This is a genomic window from Streptomyces genisteinicus, assembly GCF_014489615.1.
In the GTDB taxonomy this organism is placed as follows: Bacteria; Actinomycetota; Actinomycetes; order Streptomycetales; family Streptomycetaceae; genus Streptomyces; species Streptomyces genisteinicus.
In genome coordinates this window covers 4,809,300-4,826,757 of the sequence record NZ_CP060825.1, presented here as the reverse complement: position 1 = coordinate 4,826,757, position 17,458 = coordinate 4,809,300, and the positions used below count along the sequence as shown (strand labels likewise).

The 17,458-nt window shown below is 73.4% G+C and carries 18 protein-coding genes; 10 read left to right on the top strand and 8 right to left on the bottom strand.

All coding sequences use genetic code 11. The features are described 5' to 3' along the window. Nucleotides 1-21: 21 nt before the first annotated feature. Both IAG43_RS21150 and IAG43_RS21145 read right to left on the bottom strand, forming a co-directional pair. A complete protein-coding gene (locus IAG43_RS21150) occupies nt 22-1,251 on the bottom strand; it encodes a DUF3152 domain-containing protein (RefSeq protein WP_187742273.1) in 1,230 nt (409 codons plus the stop codon). Nucleotides 1,252-1,259: 8 nt separating this feature from the next. After that, the gene (locus tag IAG43_RS21145) at nt 1,260-2,225 is read right to left on the bottom strand and encodes an alpha/beta fold hydrolase (protein WP_187742272.1); all 966 of its coding nucleotides are present in this window, start codon (nt 2,223-2,225) and stop codon (nt 1,260-1,262) included. 144 nt (nt 2,226-2,369) lie between these two features. On the opposite strand from IAG43_RS21145, the gene IAG43_RS21140 reads away from it, so the two are divergent. From IAG43_RS21140 to IAG43_RS21125, 4 genes are all read left to right on the top strand, one after another. Continuing rightward, the gene (locus IAG43_RS21140; RefSeq protein ID WP_187742271.1) at nt 2,370-2,588 is read left to right on the top strand and encodes a hypothetical protein; all 219 of its coding nucleotides are present in this window, start codon (nt 2,370-2,372) and stop codon (nt 2,586-2,588) included. 182 nt (nt 2,589-2,770) lie between these two features. Continuing rightward, on the top strand, nt 2,771-3,412 hold the full coding sequence (locus IAG43_RS21135; protein ID WP_187742270.1) for a TetR/AcrR family transcriptional regulator: 642 nt from the start codon (nt 2,771-2,773) through the stop codon (nt 3,410-3,412). 119 nt (nt 3,413-3,531) lie between these two features. Continuing rightward, entirely contained in the window at nt 3,532-3,759 is a 228-nt protein-coding gene (locus IAG43_RS21130; protein ID WP_187742269.1) for a DUF3107 domain-containing protein, read from the top strand. Between the two features lie 330 nt (nt 3,760-4,089). Then, the gene (locus IAG43_RS21125) at nt 4,090-4,365 is read left to right on the top strand and encodes a hypothetical protein (RefSeq protein WP_187742268.1); all 276 of its coding nucleotides are present in this window, start codon (nt 4,090-4,092) and stop codon (nt 4,363-4,365) included. 69 nt (nt 4,366-4,434) lie between these two features. Here IAG43_RS21125 and IAG43_RS21120 read toward each other — a convergent pair whose 3' ends face one another. Continuing rightward, nucleotides 4,435-5,160: a ferritin-like fold-containing protein gene (locus IAG43_RS21120; protein ID WP_187742267.1), complete on the bottom strand. Its 726-nt coding sequence runs from the start codon at nt 5,158-5,160 to the stop codon at nt 4,435-4,437. A gap of 473 nt (nt 5,161-5,633) precedes the next feature. Here IAG43_RS21120 and IAG43_RS21115 point away from each other — a divergent pair, with 473 nt between their 5' ends. Continuing rightward, the gene (locus IAG43_RS21115) at nt 5,634-7,793 is read left to right on the top strand and encodes a DEAD/DEAH box helicase (RefSeq protein ID WP_246574485.1); all 2,160 of its coding nucleotides are present in this window, start codon (nt 5,634-5,636) and stop codon (nt 7,791-7,793) included. Between the two features lie 107 nt (nt 7,794-7,900). Further along, nucleotides 7,901-8,758: an alpha/beta fold hydrolase gene (locus IAG43_RS21110; protein ID WP_187742265.1), complete on the top strand. Its 858-nt coding sequence runs from the start codon at nt 7,901-7,903 to the stop codon at nt 8,756-8,758. 146 nt (nt 8,759-8,904) lie between these two features. Here the strand turns inward: IAG43_RS21110 and IAG43_RS21105 are convergent, their stop codons facing one another. Next, nucleotides 8,905-9,828 carry an NYN domain-containing protein gene (locus IAG43_RS21105; RefSeq protein WP_187742264.1) on the bottom strand — a complete coding sequence of 308 codons (924 nt, stop codon included), beginning with the start codon at nt 9,826-9,828 and terminating at the stop codon, nt 8,905-8,907. A 176-nt stretch (nt 9,829-10,004) separates the two neighbouring features. On the opposite strand from IAG43_RS21105, the gene IAG43_RS21100 reads away from it, so the two are divergent. After that, nucleotides 10,005-10,157 carry a hypothetical protein gene (locus IAG43_RS21100; protein ID WP_177150633.1) on the top strand — a complete coding sequence of 51 codons (153 nt, stop codon included), beginning with the start codon at nt 10,005-10,007 and terminating at the stop codon, nt 10,155-10,157. Nucleotides 10,158-10,231: 74 nt separating this feature from the next. On the opposite strand, the gene IAG43_RS21095 is transcribed toward IAG43_RS21100, so the two are convergent. The 3 genes from IAG43_RS21095 to IAG43_RS21085 form a co-directional block, all read right to left on the bottom strand. Beyond that, nucleotides 10,232-10,837: a MarC family protein gene (locus tag IAG43_RS21095; RefSeq protein ID WP_187742263.1), complete on the bottom strand. Its 606-nt coding sequence runs from the start codon at nt 10,835-10,837 to the stop codon at nt 10,232-10,234. 69 nt (nt 10,838-10,906) lie between these two features. Beyond that, nucleotides 10,907-11,770: a PHP domain-containing protein gene (locus tag IAG43_RS21090; protein WP_187742262.1), complete on the bottom strand. Its 864-nt coding sequence runs from the start codon at nt 11,768-11,770 to the stop codon at nt 10,907-10,909. A gap of 136 nt (nt 11,771-11,906) precedes the next feature. After that, nucleotides 11,907-12,545 (bottom strand): DUF6758 family protein, encoded by a 639-nt coding sequence (locus IAG43_RS21085; protein ID WP_187742261.1) that lies wholly within the window; start codon nt 12,543-12,545, stop codon nt 11,907-11,909. A gap of 187 nt (nt 12,546-12,732) precedes the next feature. On the opposite strand from IAG43_RS21085, the gene IAG43_RS21080 reads away from it, so the two are divergent. From IAG43_RS21080 to IAG43_RS21070, 3 genes are all read left to right on the top strand, one after another. After that, complete coding sequence (locus IAG43_RS21080) at nt 12,733-14,031, top strand: MFS transporter (protein ID WP_187742260.1); 1,299 nt, start codon at nt 12,733-12,735, stop codon at nt 14,029-14,031. 158 nt (nt 14,032-14,189) lie between these two features. Further along, the gene (locus IAG43_RS21075) at nt 14,190-15,707 is read left to right on the top strand and encodes an MFS transporter (protein ID WP_187742259.1); all 1,518 of its coding nucleotides are present in this window, start codon (nt 14,190-14,192) and stop codon (nt 15,705-15,707) included. Nucleotides 15,708-15,724: 17 nt separating this feature from the next. Next, nucleotides 15,725-16,270, top strand: coding sequence for a TetR/AcrR family transcriptional regulator (locus IAG43_RS21070; protein ID WP_187742258.1), 546 nt, complete (start codon nt 15,725-15,727; stop codon nt 16,268-16,270). 239 nt (nt 16,271-16,509) lie between these two features. Here the strand turns inward: IAG43_RS21070 and IAG43_RS21065 are convergent, their stop codons facing one another. Continuing rightward, a complete protein-coding gene (locus IAG43_RS21065) occupies nt 16,510-17,100 on the bottom strand; it encodes a suppressor of fused domain protein (RefSeq protein WP_187742257.1) in 591 nt (196 codons plus the stop codon). Nucleotides 17,101-17,458 lie beyond the last annotated feature (358 nt).

Below are 17,458 nucleotides of genomic sequence, written 5' to 3'. Positions count from 1 at the left end.
GCCGTCAGTCCCGGGCGGCCGTCAGTCCCCCGGATGCACCCACGGGTTGGCGCGGCAGGAGACCCCGCCGACGTCGAGCGACTTCGTCTGCTGCTGCATCACCGGCGCGAGCGCTCCCGGGGTGGTGCAGTTGACGTGGTTGTGCCCGAGCCGGTGCCCGACCTCGTGGTTGATGAGCATCTGCCGGTAGGCCAGCATCGCCTTCGGCCCGTAGGTCTCGGCCCCCTGCGCCCACCGGTAGGCGTTGATCATCACGCGCTCGGTCGAGGCGGAGTCGCAGGAGACGTTGTCGACGGTGGTGTCGAGGCCGGACTTGGCGCACCAGACGCCGGTGGTGCCGGGGCTCGCCAGGGTGATGACGAACTTCGCCTCGCCCGAGGAGACGCGTTCGAAGGTCATCGCCCCGCCGTGCGCCCAGCTGCGGTCGTCGTTGAGGGTCTCCTGGACGGCCCGCGCGAAGAGTCCGGCGTCCAGGCCGAGCCCCTTCTCGACGTCGATCCGGTAGCGGATCTTGCGGCCCTTCCCGGGCGCCTTGTCGAGGCCGGGCACGGCCTCGAACTCCCCCGGTCCCTCGAGCCCGGGGTCGATCGGGAACCTCGCCGCCATCAACTGCGCATAGGTCGGAGCCGGTGCGGCCGGCGCCTGGGCCTCCTGCTGGGGTGTGGCCCTGCCCTCGGAGCGGTCCGGCCGCTCCTGCACCGCGCCGCGCTCCTGGCCCGCGGCGCGGGAACCGACGTCGTCCGGCCGGTCCTCGGTGACCTGTCCGGCCACGATCACGGCCAGGACGGTGGTGACGGCCGCGGCCGCGACGCCGGTGAAGGCCCGCCCCCTGCCGCCCCTGGCGGCCTGCGGCGCGGGGCCTGCGTCCTGGTCCGGTCCGTCGTCGCCGGGGGCCGCCCGGAGCGGGCCGGCGGCCGGCTCGGGCCCGTCGAAGGCCTCGACGAACTCGCGCCGCGGGCCCGGTATACGCGGTGCCGCGGGGGCGGGCGGCGGGGCGGTGCGCACCTGCGGGCCCGCTCCCGTCTGCCAGTCGCCCCAGCCTCCGCCGCCCTCGTGGTGCTCGGGATGCCCGCCGCGGGCGGGCGCGCCGGAGCCGGGCGTCCCGGAGGCCGGCGACGCGTGCTGTTCGGCCGGCCTGCGGCGCCGGCCGCCGCCGGGAGTCTCCGCGTCCCGGGCACCGGGCAGTGCGCCGGGTGCTCCCGGCGTCCCGGCGCCCTTGGGTGCGGGGCCCTTGCGGCTGTGTCGTCCCACGCCCCGGATCAGCTCCCACCGCAGTCGTCGAGCAGTTCCCGGAACGCCTGGGCGACCGCCTCCGGGTACTCCATCATCGCAACGTGCCCGGCGTCCGGGAGCGTCAGCAGCCGGGAGTCCCGGAACGCCGCCGTCGCCTTGCGAGCCATACGGTACGAGACGAGCCGGTCCCTGCGCCCGTAGACGAGCAGAGTCGGGGCCATCACCCGCTCCGCCTGACGCCACAGCGCGTGCTGCCCGCCGAGAGTGTAGGCGTCCACGATTCCCCGCGCCGACCTGGTCATCGCGTCCCAGAAGTAGGGGAGCCGCATCCGGCGCTCCATCTCCTCGACGGCGTTGCGCAGCCCCTCGTCCGTCACCCGTGCGGGGTCGCCGTAACAGAGGGCGAGTACCCCGCGCGTGCGGTGTTCGGCGCTCCAGTCCCTGGTGAGCCGGGCGAAGAGCGGGGCGACGCCGGGCAGCGCCAGCAGCGCCGTCGGCACGGCGGAACGCTGCACGCGCAGCTCCGGCAGCGCGGGCGAGACCAGGGTGAGCGTGCGGACCAGATCGGGCCGCTGGGCGGCCACCCGGGTGCACGCGGCCCCGCCGAGCGAGTTGGCGACGAGGTGCACCGGTCCGCGGCCCGCGGCGTCGAGATGGCGGACGACGGCCCGGGCGTGGCCCCGCACCGAGTAGTCGCCGTCGTCGGGCGGCGGGGAGTCGCCGAAGCCCGGCAGGTCGATCGCCTCTCCGTCCACGACGTCGGTGAGCAGCGGCATCAGCGCCGACCAGTTCTGCGACGATCCGCCGAGCCCGTGCACGTAGAGCGCGGGCGGCAGTCCGGGACGGGCGGGAGGGCGGGAGCGGACGGTCAGCGTGAGGCCCGGCAGGGAGACGGAGCGGAGCTCCTCCCCCTCGGCGACGCGTACCGCCGCGACCACGGGAGCCGCGGCCGCGCCGATCGCCGGGGCTCCCGGCAGCTCGGTCGAAGACATGCGGGCAATGTTACGAGACGATCACGCCCCACCCCGTGTGTCCGCGGTCACAGGCCGCGGGTGTGCGGCATGGCGTCCGCCTCCCGGAACTCCTAGGCTCGTAACCAAAGGGCGCATTCCAGGGAAAAGGGAAAGCGGTGCGGCATGACAGTCGATCCCTCAGAGCCGGACACCTTCGACGACGACGACCGGGACACCGCCCCGCGCGATTCCGAGGTCCCCGAGGCGGACGCCGCGGAGCAGCACACCGACGTGCGGCAGGACCGCGACGACCCGAACCGCGCCGAACCGGACGCGGCGAACGAGGCGGACGCGGCCGAGCAGGCGCGCGTGGTCTCGCTGGACGAGGACGACTACCGGTAACCTGCCGCGTTTACCACCGCTATGTCCCTGTATCGCCCCCGAGCAGGCAGCTTCCGCGACCGTCCGGTCCGTGAAATTCTGCGCTCGCACCACGCACACGGTCGTTACCGAAAAGTACGATGGCGGGCGCGGCGCACAGCGCGTACGGCACGACTGTGCTTGTTCAACACTTGGGAGGCGGCGTGACAGCCATCGAGCAGACAGAGGCGGCGCGCCCGCGGGGCACGCGCCTGCCACGCCGAGCCCGCAGGAACCAGCTCCTGGGCGCGGCCCAGGAGGTCTTCGTCGCACAGGGGTACCACTCCGCGGCGATGGACGACATCGCCGAGCGGGCGGGCGTCAGCAAGCCGGTGCTCTACCAGCACTTCCCGGGGAAGCTGGACCTCTACCTGGCCCTGCTCGACCAGCACTGCGAGGCACTGCTCCAGGCCGTCCGCGGAGCGCTCGCCTCCACCACGGACAACAAGCTGCGCGTCGAGGCCACGATGGACGCCTACTTCGCCTACGTCGAGGACGAGGGCGGTGCGTTCCGGCTGGTCTTCGAGTCCGACCTGACCAACGAGCCCGCGGTCCGCGAACGCGTCGACCGGGTGTCCCTCCAGTGCGCCGAGGCCATCTCGGACGTGATCGCCGGGGACACCGGGCTCTCCAAGGAGGAGTCCATGCTGCTGGCCGTCGGCCTCGGCGGAGTCTCCCAGGTGGTGGCGCGCTACTGGCTCTCCAGCGGTTCCCGCATCCCGCGCGACAGCGCGGTGCAGCTCCTGACCTCGCTCGCGTGGCGGGGCATCGCGGGCTTCCCGCTGCACGGCACGGAGCAGCACTGACGCCTGTTCGCTCCTGGCGTTTCCCGCCGACGCCGGACGGGCGCGGTGTCCGGGCTAATGTGTGCTGCGTACGGCGCGGTTGACCGCGCAACGCACTGACCGTTCGGAGGGACATAGCCGTGGAGGTCAAGATCGGCGTGCAGCACGCGCCCCGGGAGATCGTTCTGGAGAGCGGGCAGTCCGCCGAGGAGGTCGAGCGCGCGGTGAGCGATGCGCTGGCCGGCAAGGCGCAGCTGCTCAGCCTCACGGACGACAAGGGCCGCAAGGTCCTGGTGCCGTCCGACCGTCTCGCCTATGTGGAGATCGGTGAGAGCGCCACGCGGCGCGTGGGGTTCGGCGCGCTCTAGGGTTTCGCGAGAGGCCCCGGAGCCGGGGCCCGGCCTCCGTGCCGGGCGCCCGGCACGGACAGGCGAGCGCGGCGGGGTCCGCGGGACGGTTCGGCCGTCCCGCGGACCCCGCCTTCGTCTGCCCGCGGCCCCCGCCCGTCCGCCGCGGACACCGCTCGCACGTCCGCCGCTGCCCGCGGACACCCGTCGCACTTCTTCCGTTCTCGGACGAGCTGTCTGATTTGGCTGTTCAGAGGCATTGTCGCCCGCTCGGAGAGGGTTGTGATCGCTGCGTGCCGGGTAGTACGGGCTGTGACCGACCTGCCCCGTACCGGCGTGAGGTGATCAGCAGTGCTCCTGGTAACGCTCGGCTCCGTCCTCATCGGACTGGCCCTGTCCTGGGCCGCCACCCGTCACCTGTCCGAACGCCTCCCGTCCCGTCGCTCGGTCTTCACGACGGGCGTCGTCGGCGCGCTCTTCGGCGCGTACGTGACGCACGTGGCGCTCGGCCCCGGGCACGAGGCGGCGACGCTGATCGGTTCCGCCGCCATCGCCTGCGTACTGCTCTCGCTGCTGTTGCGCCCGGCGGGCTCGGCCCGCAGGCTGCACCGCGCGTTCCCTTTCTAGGGCGCACGAAGAAGCGGCCGGACGGCACGTCCGGCCGCTCCGGCGGCTGACCCGCCGCGGCCTCGGGGATCAGGCGGCCAGGCCGAGGGCCGCCATCCGCTTGGTGTGCGCCTTGGTGATCCGGGAGAACATCTCCCCCACGGCCGCCAGGTCGAAGCCGCCGGCCACTCCCCCGACGAGCATCGTCGACAGCGCGTCCCGCTCCGCCACCACCCGCTGGGCCTGGGAGAGCGCCTCGCCCATCAGCCGCCGAGCCCACAGCGCGAGCCTGCCGCCGACCCGCGGGTCGGCCTCGATGGCGGCCCGGACCTTCTCCACGGCGAAGTTCCCGTGACCGGTGTCGTCCAGGACGGCCAGCACCAGCGCGCGGGTGTCACTGTCCAGCCGGGCGGCCACCTCGCGGTAGAAGTCGCTGGCGATCGAGTCGCCGACGTACGCCTTGACCAGTCCCTCCAGCCAGTCGGACGGAGCGGTCTGCCGGTGGAAGTCGTCCAGTGCCTGGGCGAACGGCTCCATCGAGGCGGTGGGCTCCGCGTCGACCGCGGTCAGCCGGTCCCGCAGCTGCTCGAAGTGGTGGAACTCGGCCGACGCCATCTTCGCCAGCTCCGCCTTGTCACCGAGGGTGGGCGCGAGCTTCGCGTCCTCGGCGAGCCGCTCGAATGCGGCCAGCTCGCCGTAGGCGAGCGCGCCCAGCAGGTCCACGACGGCGGCGCGGTACTGCGGGTCGGCGGACGCCGCGGCCCAGTCCTGGGCGGCGATCCCGGTGTGTTCAGTGGCGGTGTCAGGCGTCTCCATGAACCGAACGATAGCCCGCTCGGCAGGCCCGCCAAGGGCCTGGTCAGCACGGAGCCGGACACACCCGTGGTGAATTCACCCAACACACATGCGCGAATCCGGGGTACAGTGGTAATGCGCCTGCTGAGCATCAGCATCATTCGAACTGCTCGGTGGGCCGTCTCATGAATGAGGATGCCCGGTCGGTGGCCCGATCGGCTCCGACCCGCCCGCCCTCCACGCGGACCCGGCGCACAGGTGCGCAGGGCCGCAGATGAGGGGCCCCTCAGCGGTACGACGCTCGAGCGACGGCAGTGGTCCCGCACCATCCGGTCAATCCACGGCCGGCCAGTACCCAGGTGCGGTACGACCCCCAGCGTTCGCCTCGTGCCGCGTCTCACAGAAGAGGCAACACCCTGACTACGCAGCCGAAGACTTTCCGGGATCTCGGGATCCTCGCCGAGACCGCCGAAGCCCTCGAGGCCGTCGGTATCGTGAACCCGTTCCCCATCCAGGAGATGACGCTCCCCGTCGCCCTCTCGGGCACCGACGTCATCGGACAGGCCAAGACCGGCACCGGCAAGACGCTCGGTTTCGGCCTGCCGCTGCTGGAGCGCGTCACCGTCCCCGCCGACGTCGAGGCCGGCCGGGCCGGGCCCGAGAAGCTGACCGACGCCCCCCAGGCCCTGGTCGTCGTCCCCACCCGCGAGCTGTGCACCCAGGTCACCAACGACCTGCAGACGGCGGGCAAGGTCCGCAACGTCCGTGTGCTCGCGATCTACGGCGGCCGGGCCTACGAGCCCCAGGTCGAGGCGCTCAAGAAGGGCGTCGACGTGATCGTCGGCACCCCCGGGCGCCTGCTGGACCTGGCCGGACAGCGCAAGCTCGACCTCTCGCACGTGCGCGCGCTGGTACTGGACGAGGCCGACGAGATGCTCGACCTCGGCTTCCTGCCGGACGTCGAGAAGATCATCCAGCAGCTGCCGGCGAAGCGGCAGACCATGCTGTTCTCGGCGACCATGCCGGGCGCCGTGATCGGCCTCGCGCGCCGCTACATGTCCCAGCCCACGCACATCCGCGCCACCGCGCCGGACGACGAGGGCGCGACGGTCGCCAACATCACCCAGCACGTCTACCGCGCGCACTCGATGGACAAGCCGGAGATGGTCTCCCGCATCCTGCAGGCCGAGGGCCGCGGGCTGGCGATGATCTTCTGCCGCACCAAGCGCACCGCGGCCGACATCGCCGACCAGCTGGCCCGCCGCGGCTTCGCCTCCGGCGCGGTCCACGGCGACCTGGGCCAGGGCGCCCGTGAGCAGGCCCTGCGGGCGTTCCGCAACGGCAAGGTCGACGTGCTGGTCTGCACCGACGTCGCCGCGCGCGGAATCGACGTCGAGGGCGTGACCCACGTCATCAACTACCAGTCGCCCGAGGACGAGAAGACCTACCTGCACCGCATCGGCCGCACCGGCCGCGCGGGCGCCTCCGGCACGGCGATCACCCTGGTCGACTGGGACGACATCCCGCGCTGGCAGCTGATCAACAAGGCGCTGGACCTGAAGTTCGCCGACCCGGTCGAGACGTACTCCACCTCTCCGCACCTCTACGAGGAGCTGAAGATCCCCGCGGGCACCAAGGGTGTCCTGCCGCGTGCGGAGCGCACCCGGGCGGGGCTCGCCGCGGAGGAGCTGGAGGACCTGGGCGAGACCGGTGGCCGCGGCCGCCGCGGGAGCGCCCCGGCCGCCGTCGAGGAGCGCCCGGCGCGTACGCGGACGCCGCGTCAGCGCCGCCGCACCCGCGGCGGGTCCGACGTGGCCGCGCCGTCGGTGCCGGAGCAGGCGACGGCGGAGCCGTCCGCCGAGCCGCGCACCCCGCGCCGCCGCCGTCGCACCCGTACGGGCGCGTCCGGCCAGACCGCCGCGGCGGTCGTGGACACGGTGGAGACCGTGGAGGTCGTGGAGCCGCGCGCCGAAGCCGCCGTCGCGGTGTCGGAGCCCGAGGCCGCCGCGGCACCGCGCCGCCGCCGCACCCGCAAGGCCGCCGAGCCGGTCGAGGCCGCCGTGGCCGTGGCCGAGCCCGTGGCGGAGGCGGAGACGGAGACGGAGACGAAGCCTCGCCGTACCCGTACGCGCAAGGCGGCCCAGCCCGCGGAAGCCGCGGTCGCGGTGTCCGAGGACACGGTGACCGAGGCCGCGCCCCGGCGGGCCCGGGCGCCGAAGGCCGAGGCCGCGGTGGCCGTCGCCGAGCCCGTGGCGGAGACCGGGACCGTGACGAAGCCCCGCAGGACCCGTACCCGCAAGGCCGCCGAGGCCGCGGTCGCGGTGTCCGAGGCCGTCGTGGCCGTCGCCGAGCCCGTGGCCGAGACCGTGACGAAGCCGCGCCGCACCCGTGCGGTCAAGGCCGTGGAGACGGCGGAGACGGCCGAGGCGGCGCCCAAGGCACGCCGCACGCGCGCCGCCAAGGCCACCACCGCGGAGGTGGTGGCGGTCGCCGAGCCCGAGGCCGAGGCCGAGGCGAAGCCCCGCCGCACCCGCGCCCGCAAGGCGGCGCAGCCGGCCGAGGCGGCCGTGGCCGTCGCCGAGCCGGCGGCGGAGGCGGAGAGCAAGCCGCGCCGCACCCGCGCGCGCAAGACGGTGGCGCAGCCCGAGAGCTGACGCCTTCTGTTCGCCGACGGCCCGGCCCCCGCACGGGGGCCGGGCCGTCGGCGTGTGGTGCGTCACCGGGGCGGGCGCGGTGGCCGTCGCACGGTTAGCCTCGTGCCATGAGCCGGCCGCCCACCTTCGTCCCGCCCGCCTGTGCCCGTTCCGTCCGTCTGCCCACCGCCCGTGGGGAGTTCGCCGTGCTCGACGCGCGGCCGGAGGGTGCGCCCCGGGGAACCGCCCTGCTGCTGCCCGGCTACACGGGCAGCAAGGAGGACTTCATCGCGATGCTGGAGCCGCTGACGGCGGCCGGCTACCGGGCCGTGGCGGTGGACGGGCGCGGGCAGTACGAGAGCGAGGGCCCGGACGCCGAAGAGGCCTATGCCCAGGAGGCGCTGGCCGCCGATCTGCTCGCCCAGGCGGCGGCCGTGGGCGGACCGGTGCATCTCGTCGGCCACTCGATGGGCGGCCAGGTCGTCCGGGCCGCGGTCCTGCTGGACTCCTCGCCGTTCGTCACGTGCACGCTGCTGTCGTCCGGACCGGCGGAGGTGAGTCCCGGCCAGCGGCAGAAGGTGAAGCTGCTCGCGGACGCGCTGGCCGTGATGACGATGGACGAGGTGTGGTCCGCGATGCAGGCGTTCGAGGCCCCCTCGCCCGAGGACTCCCAGCGCGCCGCCGACAGCGGCCGGGAGGACCTGCGGCAGCGCTGGCTGCGCCACAATCCGGTGCAACTTCGGGTCACCGGAAGGCAGTTGACCGTGGAGCCGGACCGGGTCGGCGAACTCGCCGCGGTCCTGGCGCTGCCCAAGCACGTGATGTCGGGAGAGAGCGACGACACCTGGCCGGTGCCGCTGCTGGACGCGATGGCGGCCCGGCTCGGCGCCGCGCGCACGGTGGTGCCCGGCGCCGGGCACTCCCCGAACACGGACCGCCCGGAGGCGACGGCCGCCGCGCTGACGGGCTTCTGGGACCGGTATTGAGCCGGCGGCGGACCGGGCTCCGGGACAGGCTCCGAGCAGGCGGCGGGCCGGCGGCGGGCCGGCCCCGGCATCCGCACGGGACGGGAGCCGGCCGACCCCAGGGGGTCCGCACGGGGCGACGGGAGCGGACCGGCCGCCGTCCGGGATCAGTAGGCGGACTGGAGGTGCTGCCAGAAGCCGTCGCGCAGCGCCCGCCGCAGGACCGCATGGCCGCGCAGTGAGCGCTGGAGGTGCTGCTCCGCCGCGACGAGGAGGTCCTGGTCGACCCCGCCCGGCAGGTAGGGGTAGCCCGGGAGCAGGTCGGCCAGCGCCTCCCGCCCCCGCTCGGCCAGCCAGGTGGCCGCGATCCGGGCGCCGACGAACCGCACCTCGTCGCGGGAGGGCGGCGGAGCGCCCTCGTTCTCGTAGGTGGTGACGGGCCTGCGGGTGATGTAGGGGCGGCAGAACTCCAGGTCGAAGGTGCGCCGGCTGTCGGCCTCCCACAGCAGCGGATCGGCCTGGTTGCGGCCTTCGGCGGCCTCGACGCCCCACAGGTGGACGCGCGCGCCGTAGCCCTGGGCGGCCTCGACCGCGGGGACGAGGTCCTCGTCGCCGCCCACGAGCGCGGCGTCGCCGATGGCGCGGTGGCGGGCGAGGGACTCCAGATCGCTGCGGATCAGGGAGTCGACGCCCTTCTGCTGGTTGTCGGCGTTGAGGTTGCCGAGGCGGACCTTCACGTCGGGCAGCTCGGCGACGGCCTGCTGCTCGGGGGTGTGGATCCGGCGCCGGGCGCCGTCGTACCAGTAGACCCTCAGCAGCCGGCTGTCCGCGAAGACGGCGCGTGCCGTGTCGATGAAGGCGTCGATGAGACCTCCGGCGTCGAGGTCGAAGGAGCGCCTGTCCTCGGTGCCCGCCACCAGCAACCCGGCCGAAGCATAGACGTAACCGGCGTCGACGAAGATGGCGTGTGTCGACGGGGTCCTGGCGACCTCGGCGAGCATCCGCTCCAGGAGCTCGTTGGTGCGCTCCAGGCGGGCTTCGATCCCGGTCGCCCCGGCGGTGGGCTGGGTGGCGTTCTCTGCGTCGTCCATACGCGCCTCATTCTGCTGGGCCGGGAGCCTACCCGCCAGTAGTTAGGCATCCGAAAAATTTCCTTAGCGTAGGGAATGTTTGCAGGATGCACCGCGTTGTAGACCTCAGTACACGGACGGAGAATTCCGTCTGTCAGCAGTTCTCCTTCAGGAGGATCAGACGAAGGGAGAAGCCGTTGCGCTTCGAGATCATGCGACTGGACGACGTCGACGGCACGGCCGTGGACAGCACCGTCGTGGACGCCGCCTCCGTCAACCGGATCGTGCAGCAGGCCGCCTCGATCGGCCAGCGCATCCTCATCCGGCCCGCCGAGACCTCGGCTTCGTAACCCTGAGAGCATCCGCTCGCACCGCGCCCCCGTACGGAACGACCGCACGGGGGCGCGGTGCGTGTGCGGGGCGCTCAGGATCCCTGGACGACCTGGGTGACGCCGTTGATGATCTGCTGGACCGCGATGGCCGAGAGCATCATGCCCGCCAGCCTGGTCACCAGCACGACGCCGCCGTCCTTGATGACCCGGATGATCAGCAGCGAGTAGCGCATCGTCAGCCAGAGCACCACGTGCATGGCGACGATCGCGGCCCAGACCGAGACCTGCCGAGCGGCGGTGTCCGCGTGCTGCACCGCGAGGATCACCGACACGATGGCGCCCGGACCGGCGAGCAGCGGCATCCCGAGCGGCACCAGGGCGACGTTCACGTCCTTGGTCTGCTGCGGCTCGTCGGTCTTGCCGGTCAGCAGGTCGAGCGCGATCAGCAGCAGGAGCAGTCCGCCGGCGATCATCAGGGCCGGTACGGAGACGTGCAGGTAGTCGAGGATCTGCTGCCCGAGGATGCCGAAGACGGTGATGACGCCGAAGGCGACGGCGACCGCCTGCCAGGCCATCCGCCGCTGCACCTTGGCGGGCCGGCCGGAGGTGAGGGCGAGGAAGATCGGCGTGATCCCGGGGGGATCCATGATGACGAAGAGGGTCAGGAACAGGGAGCCGAAAACGGCAGCGTCGAACACGTGAAGGGCCTTGCGGGAGAAGTGGTGGTGCGGGTGGGAGGCGGGGCGCGGACGTCCTGCGGGACGTCCCTACCGGCGGGGTCCGCCGGTGCCGGGCACCGGGAACGCGCCGGTGGCACGCCGGGTGATCTCGCCGTAGATCTCGGGGTCGGTGGTGTACTCGCCGAGCCGGCAGGTCTTGCGGCTGCCGTGGTAGTCGCTGGACCCGGTGGTCAGCAGGCCGAGCTCGCCGGCGAGGGCGCGCAGCCGGGCGCGTGCCGCGTCGTCGTGGTCCATGTGGTCGACCTCGACGCCGTCGAGGCCGCAGGCGGCCAGCTCCGCGAGGGCGTTCTCGGGGACGGTGCGCCCGCGCTTGACGGCGAGCGGGTGGGCGAGGACCGTGACGCCGCCGGCGGCCTTGACCAGGCGTACCGCGGTGAACGGATCGAGTTCGTGCTTCTCGGCGTAGGCGCGGCCGCCGTCGGCGAGCCAGGCGGGCGTGAAGGCGTCGGAGACGGAGGCGACCACGCCCAGTTCGACCAGGGCCTCGGCGATGTGGGGGCGTCCCACGGATCCGTCGCCCGCGATACGGGCCACCCGGTCCCAGTCGACCGGAACGCCGAGCTCCTGGAGGCGGGCGATCATCGCCCTGGCCCGCGGCACCCGGTCGTCGCGCACGAGCTCGCGCTCGCGCAGCAGCTCGGGCTCCTCCGGGTCGAAGAGGTAGGCCAGCATGTGCAGACCCACGCCGTCGAGGCGGCACGAGAGTTCCGCCCCGGTGACCAGGGTCAGACCCTCGGGCACGGCCGCGGCGGCCTCCGCGTGGCCCCGGGTGGTGTCGTGGTCGGTCAGCGCGACGACGTCCAGGCCGGCCGCCGCGGCGCCCCGCACCAGTGACGCCGGGCTGTCCGTGCCGTCGGAGGCGGTGGAGTGGGTGTGCAGATCGATGCGCACGACGCTGGCTCCACGGCTCGGGACGGACAGGGGACGCTTCAGGATAGCGGTCCGGACAGGCCGCCCCGACCCGTGCCCGTAACGAGACCTCGCCCAGGCCGCCCCTTACCCACGGCCGAGCGGCAGGGCGGCACGCCTACGAGAGCAGCCTCGGCGACAGGGCTCCGCACGGCAGCAGCTCGACCTCGGCGCCCGCGTCGCGCAGATCCGTCAGCACCAGCTCGTCGTAGAGCAGCAGGCCCGACTGCTCGGGCCAGACGATCGCCCACAGCCACAGGCCGCGCGCCTCACCCGCGAAGACCGCGCGATCGGCGGGCGCGTCCGCCACGTGCCACAGCGGGGTGGGGCGGCCGGCGGCCAGGACCTTGGCGTGCGGGGAACGGTCGACCTCGATGTGGGGGCCCGGATCGGGGCCGTCCATCCCGGCGAAGCGGGCCCCGAGGCCGACCCCGAGCTCCTCCGCCACGAGCAGCAGTTCGCCGATCCCGCCGAGAGGGCCGGGACCGGAGCACGCCACCGCGGTCGCACGGCCGCCGCTGCGGTCGTCGCCCGCGTAGGCGACCCCGGTGAACAGCCATCCCACGGGGAGCGGCCACGGCATCCACACGGGGACCTGGGCCCGGTGCACCACGACACCGAGGGCCTCGACGCTCGGCGGGATCACCGGCTGGAGCGGATACACGGCACCGTGCACATCGCACTGCCAGGCGTCGGCAAAGAGTCCGGGCGCCCGCACCCGGCCACCGCACTTCGGGCAACTGGGTTCGCCCCTCATAGTGCCCAACGGTCCTACCAGGTTGACTCCGCGTCAAGGACGATCACCCGTCCGGAGCGCGCCCCTTCACGGCCGGGACGCCCGCCCGATTAGATGTATGTTGCATTTATTAGTGCGCCTAACTTATTGTGTGTATCGAGCATTCATCAGGCGCCGTCCGACGCCGATCACGAGGAGGAGCCGCTCCATGCACCGAGAGGACCGCGGGCCGGACGTCGCCGCCGACCCCTTCGACGAGGGAGCGCACAGCATCCTGCGGCAGCCGCCCGCCGTCTGGGCGACCGCGGGCGCGGCCGTGGTGGCGTTCATGGGCATCGGCCTCGTGGACCCGATCCTGCCCTCGATCGCCCAGGGCCTGGACGCCACGCCGAGCCAGGTGTCGCTGCTGTTCACGTCGTACTTCCTGATCACCGCCTTCGCCATGCTCGTGACCGGCTTCGTCTCCAGCCGCATCGGCGGCCGCCGCACCCTGCTGGCCGGGCTCGCCCTCGTCATCGTCTTCGCCACCCTGTCCGGCACCTCGGGAACGGTCGGCGAACTCGTCGGCTTCCGGGCCGGCTGGGGCCTCGGCAACGCCCTGTTCGTGTCCACCTCCCTCGCCGTCATCGTCGGCGCGGCGGCCGGCGGGAGCGCCGCGGCGATCCTGCTCTACGAGTCGGCGCTCGGCCTCGGCATGGCCTGCGGACCGCTGCTGGGCGCGGTGCTCGGCGACGCGAGCTGGCGCTATCCGTTCTTCGGGACGGCCGCACTGATGGCCCTGGGCTTCCTGTGCATCGCCGTGTTCCTGAAGGAGCAGCCGAGGCCGGCCCGGAGGATCTCGCTGCTGGACCCGCTGAAGGCCCTCGGGCACGGCGGCCTCGCGTCCGCCGCGGCCTCGGCGTTCTTCTACAACTACGCCTTCTTCACCGTCCTGGCGTTCACGCCCTTCGTGCTGGACATGACGCCGTACGCCTCCGGCGGGGTGTTCTTCGCCTGGGGAGTGCTGCTGGCCGTCTCCTCCGTCCTGGTGGCCCCGCGCCTCCAGGAGCGTTTCGGCTCCGCCCGGGTCCTGGCCGGCTCCCTGGTACTGCTCGCCGCGGACGTCGTGGTGCTCGGCTTCGGCGACCACACCACGGCGGTCGTCTGCACGGTCCTCTCCGGTGCCTTCATCGGCGTGAACAACACCGTCTTCACCGAGCTGGCCCTCGGCGTGTCCGGCGCACCGCGGCCCGTGGCGAGCGCCGGCTACAACTTCGTGCGCTGGTTCGCGGCCGCGGCGGCCCCCTTCCTCGCGCCGAGGATCGAGGAGTGGAGCGATGCCCGCATGCCGTTCGTGATCGCGGGCGCGGCCGCCCTGGCGGGCGCCGGCATCGTGTGGACGCGGCGCGCCGCGCTGACCCGCGAGGCGCGCGACCAGGAGGCGCGGCACCTCACCCGGGACGGCGTCACGGTCTTCGCCGACCAGCTATCTCCGGCCGCCGCGGCCTCCCGCCGGCCCTGCCGGTGATCACGCCACGCCACGGCCGGGCCCGTCCGGGAGGCCGCGCGGGAATGCCGTAAAAGCCCTGGCCGGCGGCCTGCCCCCACGAATACTGCTCCGTAACTGTACCTTTCGTAAGGTACAGTTACGGAGTCGTGGAGGGTCTGCCCGGGAGGCGTGCGGAGATGGTTCCGAGCACCAGGCGGCGCTGGCTGCTGCTCACGGTGGTGAGCGCGGGGCTGCTGCTGATCACGCTGGACAATTCGATCCTGTACGCGGCGCTGCCGACGCTGATCGAGGATCTCGGCGCGAGCGGTTCGCAGAGCCTGTGGATCATCAACGCCTATCCGGTGGTGATGGCGGGGCTGCTCCTGGGCAGCGGGACGCTGGGCGACCGGGTGGGGCACCGGCGGATGTTCCTGATCGGCCTCGTGGTCTTCGGGGCCGCGTCGCTGGCCGCCGCGTTCTCGTCGAGTCCGGAGGCGCTGATCGCGGCGCGGGCGTTCCTGGCGGTGGGGGCGGCGGCGATGATGCCGGCGACCCTCGCCCTGATCCGGGTCACGTTCGACGACGAGCGCGAACGCAACCTCGCCATCGCCGTCTGGGGAAGCCTGGCGATCGTGGGCAGCGGGCTCGGACCGATCGTCGGCGGCATCCTGCTCGACCACTTCTGGTGGGGGTCGGTCTTCCTCATCAACGTCCCCGTCGTCGTCGTGGCGTTGACGGCCGCACTGGTCCTCGCACCCCCCGACGACGCCGACCCCTCCAAGCGCTGGGACCTGATCTCCTCGCTCCTCGCGCTCGTCGCCCTGGTCTCCCTGGTGATCGCGATCAAGGAGGCGACGAAGAGCAGCCCCGCCCCCCTGGTCGTCGCCGCCGCCGTCCTCGCGGCCTCGGTGGGCGGATGGGCGTTCGCGCGGCGGCAGCGCCGCCTGCCCTACCCCCTGCTGGACTTCGCGATCTTCCGCAACCCGGCGTTCCTCGCCGGTGTCCTGGCCGCCGGGCTGTCCATGTTCGCCATCGCCGGTGTCCAGCTGGTCACCACCCAGCGTTTCCAGCTCGTGGAGGGCCTCACCCCGCTCCGTGCGGGGCTCCTGGTCGCCGCCGTCGCCCTGGGCGCGCTGCCGACGGCCATGGTGGGCGGCGCCGTCCTGCACAAGGTGGGCCTGCTGCCCATCGTCGCGGGCGGTCTCGCCCTCAGCACCGCCGGCACCCTGCTGGTCCTGATCGGCTTCGACACCAGCATGCCCCTGCTGGTGACCGGGCTGCTGGTCACCGGTGCCGGACTCGGAGCGGCGATGTCCGTCGCCTCCAGCGCGATCATGGGCAACGTCCCGGCCCGCCGGGCCGGCATGGCGTCCTCCGTCGAGGAAGTCTCCTACGAGTTCGGCAGCCTCGTCGCGGTCGCCCTCCTGGGCAGCCTCCTGACCGCCGTCTACAGCACGACCGTCGACCTGCCCGCGGGGGTGCCGGACCGGGCGCGCGACAGTCTCGACGCCGCGCTGGCGCTGGGCCAGGGCGACCCCGCGCTGATCCGTGCCGCCTCCGACGCGTTCGACCACGCGTACGCCGTCGTGATGGTCGTGGTCACCGCCGTGATGGCCCTGGGCGCGATCGTCACGGGTCTGCTCCTGCGCCGGCACGGCCCCGGATCAGCCCTGACCGCCGCCGCACCGCACGCCGAGACCCCAGCACACCACTGACCGGACCGGGAGCACCCATGCGGACCAGCAAGCGCACCCAGATCCTCGAGGCGGCCGCCCGCGTCGTGGAGCGCGAGGGCGTCAAGAGCGTCACCTTCGACTCCGTCGCCGCCGAGGCCGGCCTGACCAAGGGCGGGCTGCTCTACCACTTCGCCTCCCGCGACGACCTCGTACGGGCCATCCACCGGCACCTCGCCGACCAGTGGGAAGCGGGCATGACCGCAGCGGCGGGAAAACCCCCGGCCGAAGCAACCGCCGCCGAACGGCTCACCGCCTACACCCGCGTCGCCACCCAGAGCGCCACCCGGGCCGAGCTGCTGTTCATGCTGGAGGGAGCGACGACCGCCGACCACGCGGCCCCCTGGAACGCGGTGATCGAACGCTGGGCACCGCCGCCGGCCGCACCCGCCGACGACCCCGCCGCGCTGGACCGGTTCATCGCCCGCCTCGCCGCCGACGGCCTGTGGCTGTACGAATCCCTCACCGCCGAACGCCTCGACCCCGGCATCCGGCAGGCAGTCGCCGAACGCATCGCCGCCACCCTCGCCCGCGACGACGACTGACCGGCGACTCCGCCCCCGCACCCGGCCCGCACGGTCCGCGGACCCTCCCGGCCGGACACGGCCCGGCCGCACGCTCGGTCGGTCGGTGCGGACGCCGCGACGCGCACGGGACCCGGCAGGCCCTCACCCGTTCCGTCCGGCCCCGGCCGGGACCCGCGCCGCCCCCGTCCACACCGGCCCCCGTCCGCACCCTCCCGGGCGGAACGGCCACGACGGGGCCGCGGGGCGCCCGGCCGGGCTCAGTCCAGGCTCACCGGCCTGCGCAGCGGATCGCGCAGGTCGGTGCCGTGGGTGAGCCAGCGCTCCTGGAGCGCGGCGGCCCCGTGCACCCGCTTCCACGCCGCCTCGTTGGACGTCATCGGCAGCAGCGGCAGGAAGCGCACCGGCTCCATCGGCTCCGTCAGCTCGAGGTCCTCCACCAGGCCGCCGGGCTCCGCGACCAGCACCGAGGTGAACGCGGCGCCCGGCCACAGCGGCTCGCCGACGTCGAGGGAGGCGCCGGGCGCCACCACGACGCCCTCCACCTGCGGGGAGGCCGCCAGCACCGCGAGGGGGCGCAGCACCTTGTCGGTGTCCGCCCGCCCGGCCCGCACCGAGAGCACCAGCTCGGCCCGGGGGCCCTTGTGCGGATCGGCGAAGGCGGCCGTGGGGTCCGCCATCGGAGCGGCCGACATGCCGAGTGTGGCGTACCGCACGAGACCGCCGTCCTCGTCACGGAAGCGGAGCACCTCGATGCGGTCCGTGCCGAGGAAGGTGACGGCGGCGCGGGCGTCCGGCTCGCCCAGGGCGCTGCGCAGGCGGGCTTCGACCGATGCGAGAACTTCTTCCATGCCGCGAGCATAGGTCGCGTAAGGAACGGGCAAACACAGGGATTGACCCGTTGTCGGCTGATAGTGTTGGCCGCTGGTCGGGACGGCACGCAGGGACACCTCCCCGCGGCCGCCGAGGAGGTCGCCCTCCGGTCCCGACGACACGTCGTCCCTCACGGGGGACCGGCCGGAGGAGGTGGGGCTGCGATGGACCGAAGTCGATCCTGCAGTACCAACAGCTCTTCCGCGCGGCCCCTTTCCCCGCGACACGCCTGATCCGGCGCACCGCCGAGCGGTGCGGTCCCGTGCTTCCACCACACGGGTGCCCCACGGCTTCTCGCACGACGGAAGAGCACCTCGTTCCTCCCTGTCTGTAGCG